At 44.8% G+C, this 12,808-nt stretch carries 14 protein-coding genes; 7 read left to right on the top strand and 7 right to left on the bottom strand.

From position 1 onward, the window contains the following. Window positions 1-37 precede the first annotated feature (37 nt). Together OZ660_RS17420 and priA are read right to left on the bottom strand one after the other, a co-directional pair. Window positions 38-616, bottom strand: coding sequence for an SPOR domain-containing protein (locus OZ660_RS17420; RefSeq protein WP_274741811.1), 579 nt, complete (start codon window positions 614-616; stop codon window positions 38-40). 144 nt (window positions 617-760) lie between these two features. Beyond that, window positions 761-2,944 (bottom strand): primosomal protein N', encoded by a 2,184-nt coding sequence (gene priA, locus OZ660_RS17425; protein ID WP_274741812.1) that lies wholly within the window; start codon window positions 2,942-2,944, stop codon window positions 761-763. Window positions 2,945-3,180: 236 nt separating this feature from the next. On the opposite strand from priA, the gene rpmE reads away from it, so the two are divergent. Beyond that, window positions 3,181-3,393 (top strand): 50S ribosomal protein L31, encoded by a 213-nt coding sequence (gene rpmE / locus OZ660_RS17430; protein ID WP_071816133.1) that lies wholly within the window; start codon window positions 3,181-3,183, stop codon window positions 3,391-3,393. A gap of 67 nt (window positions 3,394-3,460) precedes the next feature. Here rpmE and OZ660_RS17435 read toward each other — a convergent pair whose 3' ends face one another. Beyond that, window positions 3,461-3,775 carry a hypothetical protein gene (locus OZ660_RS17435; protein WP_274741813.1) on the bottom strand — a complete coding sequence of 105 codons (315 nt, stop codon included), beginning with the start codon at window positions 3,773-3,775 and terminating at the stop codon, window positions 3,461-3,463. Window positions 3,776-4,198: 423 nt separating this feature from the next. Here OZ660_RS17435 and OZ660_RS17440 point away from each other — a divergent pair, with 423 nt between their 5' ends. Further along, the gene (locus OZ660_RS17440; protein WP_159627545.1) at window positions 4,199-5,437 is read left to right on the top strand and encodes a malic enzyme-like NAD(P)-binding protein; all 1,239 of its coding nucleotides are present in this window, start codon (window positions 4,199-4,201) and stop codon (window positions 5,435-5,437) included. An 85-nt stretch (window positions 5,438-5,522) separates the two neighbouring features. On the opposite strand, the gene metJ is transcribed toward OZ660_RS17440, so the two are convergent. Beyond that, on the bottom strand, window positions 5,523-5,855 hold the full coding sequence (gene metJ, locus OZ660_RS17445; protein ID WP_274741814.1) for a met regulon transcriptional regulator MetJ: 333 nt from the start codon (window positions 5,853-5,855) through the stop codon (window positions 5,523-5,525). Window positions 5,856-6,016: 161 nt separating this feature from the next. On the opposite strand from metJ, the gene metF reads away from it, so the two are divergent. Together metF and OZ660_RS17455 are read left to right on the top strand one after the other, a co-directional pair. After that, entirely contained in the window at window positions 6,017-6,904 is an 888-nt protein-coding gene (gene metF, locus OZ660_RS17450; RefSeq protein ID WP_159627549.1) for a methylenetetrahydrofolate reductase, read from the top strand. 118 nt (window positions 6,905-7,022) lie between these two features. After that, window positions 7,023-7,907 carry a virulence factor BrkB family protein gene (locus OZ660_RS17455; protein ID WP_202262656.1) on the top strand — a complete coding sequence of 295 codons (885 nt, stop codon included), beginning with the start codon at window positions 7,023-7,025 and terminating at the stop codon, window positions 7,905-7,907. An 80-nt stretch (window positions 7,908-7,987) separates the two neighbouring features. Here the strand turns inward: OZ660_RS17455 and OZ660_RS17460 are convergent, their stop codons facing one another. Continuing rightward, window positions 7,988-8,626 (bottom strand): DUF2959 domain-containing protein, encoded by a 639-nt coding sequence (locus tag OZ660_RS17460; protein WP_159627553.1) that lies wholly within the window; start codon window positions 8,624-8,626, stop codon window positions 7,988-7,990. A gap of 4 nt (window positions 8,627-8,630) precedes the next feature. Next, window positions 8,631-8,867 (bottom strand): hypothetical protein, encoded by a 237-nt coding sequence (locus tag OZ660_RS17465; RefSeq protein WP_159627555.1) that lies wholly within the window; start codon window positions 8,865-8,867, stop codon window positions 8,631-8,633. 188 nt (window positions 8,868-9,055) lie between these two features. On the opposite strand from OZ660_RS17465, the gene pip reads away from it, so the two are divergent. The 3 genes from pip to OZ660_RS17480 all read left to right on the top strand — a co-directional run bounded on the left by pip (window position 9,056) and on the right by OZ660_RS17480 (window position 11,498). After that, window positions 9,056-10,033 carry a prolyl aminopeptidase gene (gene pip, locus OZ660_RS17470; protein ID WP_274741815.1) on the top strand — a complete coding sequence of 326 codons (978 nt, stop codon included), beginning with the start codon at window positions 9,056-9,058 and terminating at the stop codon, window positions 10,031-10,033. Beyond that, entirely contained in the window at window positions 10,030-10,467 is a 438-nt protein-coding gene (gene dtd / locus OZ660_RS17475) for a D-aminoacyl-tRNA deacylase (protein ID WP_274741816.1), read from the top strand. The genes pip and dtd overlap by 4 nt, the downstream gene beginning before the upstream one ends. A gap of 116 nt (window positions 10,468-10,583) precedes the next feature. Beyond that, window positions 10,584-11,498: a bifunctional GNAT family N-acetyltransferase/hotdog fold thioesterase gene (locus tag OZ660_RS17480; protein WP_159627561.1), complete on the top strand. Its 915-nt coding sequence runs from the start codon at window positions 10,584-10,586 to the stop codon at window positions 11,496-11,498. A gap of 113 nt (window positions 11,499-11,611) precedes the next feature. Here the strand turns inward: OZ660_RS17480 and rpoH are convergent, their stop codons facing one another. Then, the gene (gene rpoH / locus OZ660_RS17485) at window positions 11,612-12,466 is read right to left on the bottom strand and encodes an RNA polymerase sigma factor RpoH (protein ID WP_159627563.1); all 855 of its coding nucleotides are present in this window, start codon (window positions 12,464-12,466) and stop codon (window positions 11,612-11,614) included. Between the last annotated feature and the right edge of the window lie 342 nt (window positions 12,467-12,808).

Raw genomic sequence — 12,808 nt, forward strand, 5'->3', positions numbered from 1 at the left:
GGGGCGTTTCTGCCGGCTTATTTAGGTGAACAGTGACCTATAAATTCCAGTACCAAATCTGGCAAGTTGCTATATTCACTTTGCGCAGGCTATGTTTTGCTTTTTCAGCGTCACGTTTAGATTCAAACGGACCTAATATCACTCTAAACCAATCGCCATTGCTTCCTGTACTGTGACGTATTAGCGCTTCTAACCCTTGAAACGCAATTTTCGCTTTCATTTCTTCAGCCTGTGCACGGGTTCTAAATGATGCGCACTGCATTAAGTAGCGTTTGTCTGACTTTTCTTGCTCTTTTACTTCAACCTCCACCTCGTAGCCAGGTAGGGTTTTAATGTATTCCCATTCTTCTTCAGGTAACTCTGGCAGAGCTTCTTCTGTAGGTGCAACAGGGCGAGCTGCTTGTGTATCAACGTCTTCTTCCACATTGTCTTTGATAGACCATAAGAATGCGCCAAAACCAATAACAAGCGCAAACACGCCAACTAAACGGATAATAGGTAGTTTGGGAGAAGCAGACGAATTCATCTGTGCGTTAGCCGCAGTTTTTTTACCTTGGCTTGCAGGTTTCTTTTTTTGTGTAGAGCGTCCACGAGAGACATAATCGCGTTGGGCCATAGTTGGCAAAATTCCTACTTGTTATCGTTTTTCGTTGTCGTAAGAAACGTCGTATACCAATTAAAATAATGTAAAACGAAGTTAGCTATACAAGCGATGCGCACTATCGCTGATAAAAATTCTATCGCATTGCTGCGCAACAAGCTAACTGAAATCAGTTGGATCGATATCAACTGACCAGCGTACTTTCGTCGCCTGTGGCAACGCCTGTAAAAAGGGCAGCGCGAGTCTTAATGCACTGTGCAGTGGCGCGCGTTTTTCATGGCTGCACACCAACATAAATCGAAAACGCCCTTGTCGTTTCTCAATTAAGCAAGGAAACGGACCATTCATTTCAATTGCGTGCTGTTGTGAGAAAATCGCTTTGCTGTCTTGCAAGAAACGATACGCCAATGCGCTGTCAGTTGCTTCCGCTCGAATAACAAACTGGCTGATAAAAGGCGGCAGCCTAGCCGCTTTACGCTCCATCAATGCATGACGCGCGAAATGCCCGTAACCATTGTGCACCAAGTCTTGCAGTAACGGATGTTGAGGGTTATGGGTCTGTAACCACATTTCTCCCGGTTTACTGGCACGCCCTGCTCTACCCGCCAGCTGGGTTACTAACTGCGCAAGTTTTTCAGGCGCACGAAAATCTGCGCTAAATAAAGCGCCATCACAATCAAGCACAGCCACCAAAGTAACGTGAGGAAAGTGATGTCCTTTAGACAAGATTTGAGTACCTATTAATAGTTGGTACTCGCGCTTGTTTATCGCGTCTAGCGTTTGATGAAGTTTATCTTTGCCCCGAACAGTATCGCTGTCTATGCGTACTTGTTTTACCCCAGGAAACAGTGAGGCTAAACCTTGCTCAACCTGCTCTGTGCCCGTACCTGCAGTGACTAGCTCACTGCTATGACACGCTTCGCAATTATTTGGCATTGCGCGAGTGCTGCTACAGTGGTGGCACTGCAAACGATTCTGCGCCTTGTGCACAGTATAGGGCCTGTCGCATCGCTTACACATTACCGTCTCACCGCAATGGTGACAAAGCATTGCTGGGGCATAGCCTCGCCTGTTTACAAACACCAACACTTGGTTTCCCGTTGTTATGTGCTGACGCATAATGGTAAGTAGACCTTGCGAAATGCCGTAATGAATGGGTTGGTCGCGCGCATCAAGCACATGTTGATGCGTACTTGATGCACCACCTGCTCGTTTCGTTAGCTGAAGATGTGCGTAGCGATTACTAAGCGCATTATTGAGGGTTTCAAGCGCTGGTGTTGCACTGCCTAACAATAACGGTATGTTATGCTGTTTTGCACGCATCGCTGCAAGGTCGCGGGCGTGATAGCGCAGACCATCCTGCTGCTTAAACGATTCATCATGCTCTTCGTCTACAATGATCATGCCTGGGTGTTTAAGCGGCGTAAAAATGGCAGACCGCGTACCTATAATAATACCCAGTTCGCCCGCTCTTGCGCGCTGCCAAACATGCAAACGCGCTTTATCAGGTACTTGTGAATGCAATACGCCCACTTCAATACCAAAACGTTTTTCAAAACGCGCAACCGTTTGCGGGGTCAACCCAATTTCTGGCACCAGTATGAGTACTTGCTTGCCCTCTTTTAACAATGGCTCAATGGCCTGCAAGTACACTTCCGTTTTACCACTTCCGGTCACACCTTCAAGTAAGCTAACAGCAAAACTGCCGTGCTGACGATTGAGCGCCGCAATAGCAACCGACTGTTCGGTATCAGGCACAGGCTTCTCACCTATGTGCAGTGTAGAAAGCCATCCATGCTCGATGAAGGTGGGAACCATGGCAGCAAGCGTCACCATTCCTTTATCAATTAGTGCCTTTACCGCGGGCGCGCCATATAACTTTCTAGCTTGAGAAGCGTGTAGTTGAGACTTTAGAAGCGCTTCAAAACATGCTTTTTGCTTAGGGGCTCGGGATAGTGTATCTGCACTCTCAGCACGCCCTTGTTCGCTTAATACCAACATTTCCTGTGCTGTAGGGTCTGGAGATTCACCTTTTCGCAACAGTACCGGTAGCATGGCATGTAATACTTCGCCCGGCGCGTGATGATAGTATTGCCATAGCCACTGCGCCATTTTAAGCAGTACATCATCAATGATGGGCTTATCATCAATGACATCTTCAATAGGCTTTAATTTTTCAACATTTTCCACATGCGCTTCTTGCACTGTACCTACAACCACACCAACGAGTTTACGTGGCCCAAAGGGCACCATCACCCGCACGCCTTTATCTAGTGATGCGATATGCGTGTAAGTGAATAGTTGTCTTAATGGCGCAGGTACTGCGACTTGAATAAATGCCATAGTGGATTTTTGTCAGCCTTTTGAAACACGTGTTGCAAGCAACCGCTGATGATACAGGTTGCCCTGCTCATTCGCCATACAAAAACCGCTTGATCAATACACGGCCTTCCTTTATTATGCGCCGCTCTTTTGCGATAGGCTGTTCTTTGAACGACTTATCATTTGAATATAAAGTTACGTATGGTGTGCAACTTCGGGTTGTATAGCGATACGGCCTTATTATGTGAGGTAATCCCATGAAACAAGGTATCCACCCAGACTACGCTGAAATCACTGCAACTTGCTCTTGCGGTAACGTAATGAAAATCCGTTCAACAATGGGTAAAGACATCAACCTAGACGTATGTTCTTCTTGTCACCCATTCTACACTGGTAAGCAACGTAACGTTGATACTGGTGGTCGTGTTGATCGCTTCAAGAAGCGTTTCGGTGCATTGGGCAAAAAATAAGCCCATGACCTTTATCGGTATCGATATTAAAAAAGCGCCTATATGGCGCTTTTTTATTGCCTAGACATTAATGCAAGTGATGAGTTTGCAAATGCCTGTCCCAATTACCACCGCTCAACCGTTTACATTTTTCCTCGCTATCAAAACGTATTGAAGCAGCCTGAGACTTAATACTCTCTAAAGCAATATTCACACTGTTTATAAAGTCCATATTCCACTGCGAGGTAATTGCCGCGTTGCGCTGCGACTCAGTTTGAAACACCGCAACGACATGAGGCGCACGCCAGTGTCCAGTGTGGGTAAGCCACACAAAGCCGACACCGTCTTTCTTGGCCGCTTCGCACACATCGGTAAGCACGTTAACAAGCTTTCTATCAGTCACAAATATTTCTCCTGAACAATTACAGCCAACTGCATCAAACTGTTTTTGTTACCCACCTCCCCCACATTTAAAAATACAGTATACGTATGAGGTCGATGCCATTAATAAATCATATGAATGGCAATTATAGCGCTATATTACTGGTCTAATAAGTACGCGTCACCTACATTGGTACATGAGAATTCTGATCAGATATGTACACAGTGAAAGGCTGTGTTAGAGTTGCGATCAACAAGCGATATAGTGAGTATTAATTTTGTGAATAATACCTTACTATTGCCTGTGCATCAGCTAAGGCTGGATTAATTCTAACAAAAACGTCGTGTAACCCTTGCTGTAACATTAACAATAACAACGATAAAAATGCGTACAAGGCGTGAGCGAAGACACCGATGAACCCTACATCTAAGGATACCATTTTACATGTCAGATTTTAGACAACGCGCACTTGATTACCATGCTAAACCCACGCCGGGAAAAATTCGCGTGGAGCTTTCTACCCCGGCTGATAGCGTTGACGATCTTGCACTCGCCTATAGTCCCGGCGTTGCCGAGCCTGTCAGAGAAATAGCTGAAGATCCTGATAATGCCTATAAGTATACAGCGAAAGGCAATATGGTTGCTGTTATTAGTAACGGTACTGCTATTTTAGGACTGGGTAATCTTGGACCTTTAGCATCTAAACCTGTAATGGAAGGTAAAGCGCTTTTGTTTAAACGCTTCGCTGGACTCGATGCCATTGATATTGAAGTTAAGCACAGAACTACCGAAGAGTTTATTAATACGGTAGCCAACATTGCAGACACGTTTGGCGGTATCAACTTAGAAGATATCAAAGCACCAGAATGTTTTGAAATAGAACAAGAACTTATCAAGCGCTGTAATATCCCTGTGTTCCATGACGATCAACACGGAACAGCTATTGTTACCGCAGCGGGTATGCTTAATGCCCTTGAAATTCAAGGTAAGTCGATAGAGAGCGCCAAGATTGTATGTATGGGCGCAGGCGCAGCGGCTGTTGCATGCATGGAGCTGCTTATTAAGTGCGGCGCGCAGCGCGAGCGTATTTACATGCTCGATAGAAAAGGGGTTATTCACACTCGTCGCGAGGATTTAACCGAACATAAAAAGCTCTTTGCAAATAATACCGACAAGCGCACCCTTGAAGACGTAATGGAAGGCGCTGATATATTTGTAGGCGTTTCTGGTCCAGATGTACTGCCTCCAGAAACGTTAGCATTAATGGCTGAAAACCCAATTGTGTTTGCTTGTTCAAACCCAGACCCTGAAATAAAGCCTGAACTTGCGCACGAAGTACGCAAAGACTTAATTATGGCCACTGGCCGTTCGGACTACCCGAACCAGGTAAACAACGTACTGTGCTTCCCATTCATCTTCCGTGGTGCACTGGATGTGCGTGCTAAAGCCATTAACGATGAGATGAAAGTGGCCGCGGTTGAAGCGCTGCGCGCTATCACTAAAGAAGAAGTGCCAGCAGAAGTACTTGCGGCAAGTAAAAGTGAGAGTTTAACGTTTGGTAAGGACTATATTATCCCGAAGCCTATGGACCCTCGCTTGTGTGAACGTATCGCGTCTGCGGTATCAAAAGCCGCAATTGAGTCTGGTGTAGCGCGCATCGTGCAAACACCAAATGCTGAATAACAATTTACTCGTACTCTAATAAAAACGGCGCTTATCTTAAGCGCCGTTTTTCATTATCTATGGCCAACAATTGTTGAGTATTCGCTTACGCGTCTTCTGTCACGTCATTCTCGAAACTAGGGTCAATACCCATCTCTTCCATAATACGTCTAGCTTCTGCCGGCACGCGATTAGGATTGTCTTTTTTCAAATCATCATCATTGGGCAGGGGTTGCCCTGTAAATGCATGTAGAAATGCTTCGCACAGCAACTCTGAATTGGTTGCGTGTCGTAAATTGTTTATCTGCCGACGAGTGCGTTCGTCTGTCAACGCTTTAAGCACATTAATGGGTATAGAAACAGTGACTTTCTTAACCTGTTCGCTCTTTTTACCATGCTCTGCGTAGGGGTGAATATATTTACCGTTCCATTCTGCCATTGTACTAACTCGGTCTACTCTTATTTATGTTATGAATAGAAATTCTAAACAAGTTCACGAAAAGGTCAATTGAGCAGTGTAAACCTCTTGACGTCTAGACATATATTCTTTAATTTAGACGTCTAAACGTCTATATGATTACTATTTTGAGAGAATAAGCCATGGTTTCTTACGCACAGGGTATCGATGCATTAAATCAGTCACTATCAGAGCTGCGTGATATTGATGTGTCTTTTGAGTTTTTCCCACCGAAAACCGAAGCCATGGAAAAAACACTCTGGAAATCAGTTGAGCGTCTTGCGCCGCTAAAACCAAGTTATATGTCAGTAACCTATGGTGCAAACAGTGGCGAGCGCGATAGAACACACGATGTGGTAAAGCGCATTCAACAACAAACAGGCGTAGCTGCTGTGCCGCATTTAACCTGTGTTGATGCAAGCCGTGAAGAATTAAAGCAAATTGCACAAGATTACTGGGACTCAGGCATTCGCCGTATTGTTGCCCTGCGTGGTGACTTACCACCGGGTGTCGATAAAACAGAAATGTACGCGTCAGACTTAGTCGCCTTGCTAAAAGACGTGGCTGATTTTGACATTTCAGTTGCAGCGTATCCTGAAAAACACCCTGAAGCACCTAACGCTCAATTCGACCTACTGAATTTGAAGCGCAAAGCTGAAGCGGGTGCCACTGAAGCCATTTCACAGTTCTTTTTTGATACCAGCGTATTCTTACGCTTTAGGGACCGTGCCGCCGCAGCAGGTGTAGACCTAGACCTAGTGCCAGGTATATTGCCTGTTACCAATTACCAAACTTTGGTGAAGTTTGCCGGGTTTACCAATGTGCATGTACCAGGTTGGCTACATAAAATGTTCGACGGATTAGATGAGGACGACCAAGCAACACGTAACCTTATTGGTGCCAACATTGCCATGGACCAAGTTAAAGTGTTGGCAAAAGAAGGCGTTAAACATTTTCACTTCTACACGCTTAATCGCAGTGAGTTGAGCTATGCCATTTGTCACATGCTTGGAGTGCGCGGAAACGGATAAATAGCTTTTTACACAAAAGTTTTGCTACAACGTCTTCTCACAGTTAACATTTCATAAGGTGCGCTAAGGTGCACCTTATTCTTATCTTAAGTCATTGAGTGTTGTCAGGAGAGCTAGCGTGGATTTAGACAGGGTAAAAGCCATATATAGGGATGTTGCCCCGCAGGTCAAAGATCTCTTTGATATCTTTATTAAGCGCTGCAAAGAAGACAATATTGCGGTGTCCGCTGGGCATTTGGCTTATGTCACTTTACTCTCTCTTGTCCCTTTTATAATGGTGACGTTTACCATAATGTCAGCGTTTCCCGCATTCGCATCGGTACGCAGCAAGCTCGAGCACTTTATTTTTAGTAACTTTGTGCCAACCGCAAGTGATGTTGTTCACAAATACATGACTGACTTTGTGGGAAATGCGTCACAAATGAGTGCCATTGGTATTTTGTCACTGCTCGTCGTTGCACTTTTGCTTATTTCAAATGTCGATAAAACCCTTAATCGAATCTGGCGTACGCAAAGTGACAGACCCATCATCTATACCTTTGCGATTTATTGGATGGTTATAACGCTTGGCCCCATGCTTATTGGCTCGAGTGTTATCGTAAGTTCATATCTAACAGGGCTTGCTGCATTCACCGAAGAATATACACCAGGCCTTGGCACTTTCTTGCTCAGTTTAGTGCCTAGCGGCGCCGCCATGATCGCGTTCGCTATTTTGTATATGGTAGTGCCAAACAGACGGGTATTTGCGCGCCACGCCTTCGCGGGTGCGTTAGTTGCCACTATCGCATTTGAAATGACAAAGTCAGGTTTTGCACTTTACGTCACCAACTTTCCCTCTTATGAGTTAATTTACGGTGCACTTGCGGTTATACCCATCTTGTTTTTCTGGGTTTATTTGTCGTGGATCATCGTGCTATTTGGTGCCGAATTCACGTGTAGTTTGGGTGAAGCATTTGAGAATAGAAAAGCGGAACACGAGCCCAGAAAGGTCCCTCAAGAATAGGTGTGAGGATAGAAGCTATCTAGCGCGTGAATTACGCACAAAAAAGGGAGCTACTGCTCCCTTTCCACATAGATCTGCTATTAGTTTTTCATTGACGCAATAAACGCATCAGACTCGGCAATGGCTGAGTTCATTTGGCGAATAAGCTGAGCAACATTGTTCTCAATAGTCGATAATTCACCTTGCAGTGCACCAATTGCACTCGCATTTAGGTTGTGTTTTAAATACAACACATTGTCTTGTAAGGCCGTTAATACTGGCGGCATTTTGCTTTCAGCATTTCGCATAGCGCTCATGAGCGACTTATAACGACGCTGCGTTTCACGCAACTTCGCAGCACTATCACGCTTAAGCGATGCATTTTGGTACTTTTCTAACTCTTCCTGCCATTCATCGAAGAGCGCTTCGGCAACACTTTCCACCTTATCGATACGAGCACTCACCTCTTCGGCAGCCGCTACACTATCTTCGTACTGGCCGTTTAAACGGTCATATACATCTTCAAGTTCACCGCCATCAAAGGCAACCGCAGCACTAAATGCTTCAAGTGCAGAACTAAACTGCTCTTGCGCGTCTTCTTGTGACTCTTTGGCATTTTCAACACGGTCTACTAAGATATCGCGCTTTTCTACGCCAACCTTTTCCCATGCCGCATAGTAAGCAGACTGACAGCCGCTAAGGGCGACCATTGCCACAAAGACTGATGCTATGAGTTTCATTAAGCTAATCTCCACCTTTGTAGCGCGCTGCGCTGATAATACAAATCAAATGTAAAATGACACCTAGGGGCCAAAATACAACGGCTAACACCACGGTGGCCGCAAGTGCATAAGACACACCTACCGCAACGAAGTAAAACAACGCCCCTAAAATGCGGCCTTGTACTAAATGCCCTAAACCAGGGATAAAAAAATTACAGATAGCGGCAATAACGTTACCACCTGATCCTTGACCTGCCATATAAACATCCTCGCATTTATGACTATAATGTGATTAGCTAGTACGCATAACACTTTTTCTAGCGTTTATCTTTTTGTGAAACAACCAACAAGATTCAGCGTTAGGAAGGTGAAAGCGGTAAGCTCGCGTAAGTCTTTATAATGATAAATTAAACTAAAACAGGCACTCGCACAACGCGCAGAAACAAAATGAAACGACTTTACCCCGATGTCACCTGCTATCAAAATGGATTTATAGACGTAGGAAGCGGGCACTCGCTCTACTTCGAGCAAAGTGGTAACCCTAACGGGATACCTGTATTGTTTGTTCACGGTGGACCCGGTGCAGGTCTGCCACCCAACTATAAGTGTTTTTTCGACAGCAACAAGTATCGCATTATAGGCTACGAGCAGCGTGGCTGTGGCCGCTCTACCCCTTTAGCCTCAACATCAAATAACGACACGGCAAACAACGTCAACGATATTAATGTATTGCGCGAGCACTTAGGCATTTCTCAGCTATTGCTGTTTGGTGGGTCGTGGGGCTCTACCCTAGCGTTGCTTTATGCGATTAAATATCCTCAAAAGGTGACAGGGTTAATATTACGCGGTGTATTTCTGGCAAGACAGCAAGATAGAGATTGGTTTCTTTCTCCTCAAGGTTGCGCAGCACAACTGTTCCCTGAGTACTACAGGAAATTCACTAAAGATATTCCAGAGCCTATCACTACCGCCGCGGTTTGCGATTTCTACAGCCAAGCCGTGCATTCAAACAATGAAGTGTTGCGTCATGCCGCACTAAAACGGTGGTATCAATGGGAAGAACGTCTATCGCGTATTACGCTACCGCCTGGCGTTGGCGATTGTACTTCTCAGTATCCCATGCAGTTAGTCACCTGCCTAGCGACGCTAGAATGCCATTTCCTTTCAAATAAATGCTTTATCCCCGAGAACTATATCCTTGATAATATAGACAAAATACGCCATATTCCCGCCACTATAATTCACGGTCGATACGACATGATCTGCAAGACAGAAGCCGCAGAAATGCTTCACAAAGCATGGCCTCAAAGTCAATTGCAGATTATTCCAGATGCGGGACACAGCACATCTGAGCCCAGTATTGGGTACGCTTTGTGCAGAGCAACCCGTGATATGTCGCGTTTTCTTCGGGAGTCAAAGAAGTGATAGGACTAATCCAACGCGTTTCACAAGCTAATGTCACAGTAGCCGGCGAAATTGTGGGTGAAATTGGTAAAGGCATGCTGGTGTTACTTGGTGTTGAAAAAGACGATGGCGACGCGCAAATTGAAAAGCTCGCTAACAAATTATGCCGTTATCGCATGTTTAGTGATGAAGACGGTAAGATGAACTTAAATGTCGAGCAAATTGATGGTGAAATTTTAGTTGTGTCGCAGTTTACGCTAGTTGCCGATACTCAAAAAGGCAACCGTCCAGGCTTTTCCAGGGGCGCCACTCCACAGCATGGCGAGGCGATTTATCATAAGTTCATCGAAGCACTCAATAAAAAAGGAATGCGCGTTGCTTCAGGGCAATTTGGTGCTGATATGCAAGTGGGCCTTATCAACGATGGACCCGTGACATTTCATTTTCAGGTGTAACTCACGATAGTGTTACACCATTGCTTCAACGTATTTCTGCTTACATATTTAAACTTGTGCCAAGATAACGGTTACGTTTAAATAGCAATTCACTTTTACAAAAAGGTCGGTTTATTGTGTACAAGGTTGTAACGCCAAAGAGCGATGCCGAGTTTGACGCTTACTTTCATTTTCGCTGGGAGCATTTACGCCAGCCTTGGAACTTCCCTCCTGGGTCGGAAAAAGATGAATATGAACAAGTTGCCGAACACCGCATTATTACTAACCGTAACGGCGACATTGTTGCCTGCGGTCGCGTGCATTTAAACACGGCTGAAGAAGCGCAAATTCGCCATATTGCCGTACACCCCGAACATCTTAGAAAAGGGTTAGGGCAAATGATGATGGCAGCACTTGAGAACGTCGCTAAAGACTTAGGGGCAATTCGCGCAGTAACCAATAGCCGAGAAATCTCTATCGATTTTTTCAGTGCCTGTGGCTTTGAGATTGAGAGAGAAGCGCCTAACGAATTGGGTATGCTTAAACGTCAGCAAATGGTGAAGAAGTTTTCTGAAAACAACACCCTTGTGCTGCACCCTAAATGGTGTAAGACGCTACAAGATACGTGGACAGAAACTATACCTATCACTGAGCACATGGGTATTAAGCTTTATCAGTATACTGGCAGAACCTTAGAGACCCGCGCTTCACTGAATAAAAACATCAATATTCACGGTACTATGTTTGCTGGCAGTATTTTTTCATTGGCCACCCTTACGGGATGGGGCATGATTTACCTGCAGTTAAAAGAGCGCGGGTTAGACGGTGACATCGTGCTTGGCGACGGTGACATTCACTATCACAAACCCATTACCATGAAGCCACGTGCAATCTGCAATATCGAAACGCTGTCAGGGAAGTTTAAGCCTTTAGAGAAGAACCATAAAGCACGCTTTGAGCTGAGTGTGGCGATCCTTGATGGAGATAACCCTGTTGCGGAGTTTGAAGGTGTATTTTGGGTACTTCCCCCGTCCAAGAACGAAGAAGAGTGAGCGTTAAATCCAGGCTTAATAGCTGTGGTAGTCAGCTCAACGCTATTTAAGACAGATTCAACAGATAATAAAAAAGCGCCGTTCAGGCGCTTTTTTGTATCTCAAAATTAGCTTTACGCAACCATTGCTGCTTGCAGCTTCTTCATCGCATTCTTTTCAATTTGACGAACGCGCTCTGCAGACACTTGGTACTTGTCAGCTAAGTCTTGCAGCGTAATCTTGTTATCTGCCAACCAACGCGTCTCGATGATATCTTGACTGCGCTCATCAAGCGTTTTAATGGCTGAATATAGGCGCTTACTTGCGGCTTTATCCCAATCGTTGTTGATAACATCAGTTTCTACGTCAGAAGATTTATCTTCTAAGTATTGAACAGGTGCAAAATTACCCGTTTCGTCTTCATCTGCCGTTAAATCAAACGCTTGGTCTTGGCTGCTCATACGCGCTTCCATTTGAAGCACTTCTTTTGTACTCACACCCAATTCGTCAGCAACCGTCTGTACTTCATCATGCGTAAACCAGCCAAGACGTTTCTTCGCTTTACGTAAATTAAAGAACAACTTACGCTGTGCCTTCGTGGTCGCGACTTTAACGATTCGCCAGTTTTTAAGTACAAACTCGTGAATTTCGGCTTTAATCCAATGTACCGCAAAAGAAACCAAGCGAACGCCCACTGTAGGGTCAAAACGCTTAACGGCTTTCATCAGACCGATATTACCTTCTTGAATTAGATCAGCTTGTGGCAAGCCGTAACCTGAATAAGACTTTGCAATGTGCACAACAAAACGAAGATGTGACATTACTAGCTTTCGAGCGGCTTGTAAGTCTTCGTCTTCGCGAAGGCGCACTGCCAACTCGCGCTCTTCCTCAGCGCTAAGCATATCAATGCTGCTTACAGCTTGAATGTAGCCTTCGATGCTACCGCTGTGTGGCACTGACAGGGCCATAGATTGCAAATTATTGCTCATTGTTCACCTCATTTATTGCCGCTTCATATTAGCAAAGTAACTGAAGCCGCGCGAGACCTAATTAAGATATGAAGTCTAACCGATATGTAGGTATAGTGACTTTTCACACAATATCAAGACCTACATGTAGAAAAAAAGTTCAAATTTCTGTAGATACTCCCACCTATAAACTAACTTGGTCACAAGAACGCTTATAAAGTGCGAGAGTGGAACTTAATAATACGACTTTTTATTACAGTAGTATTATACGGACGCGAATAAATTTTTGTTTACCGCTAATCTCAGCGTGATGAAAACTGCCGTATTCGCTCGCTTAACTTATCAATTAGTATCAATTAGTAT

The sequence above is a fragment of the Alteromonas sp. 009811495 genome, assembly GCF_028865455.1.
Lineage (GTDB): Bacteria > Pseudomonadota > Gammaproteobacteria > Enterobacterales > Alteromonadaceae > Alteromonas.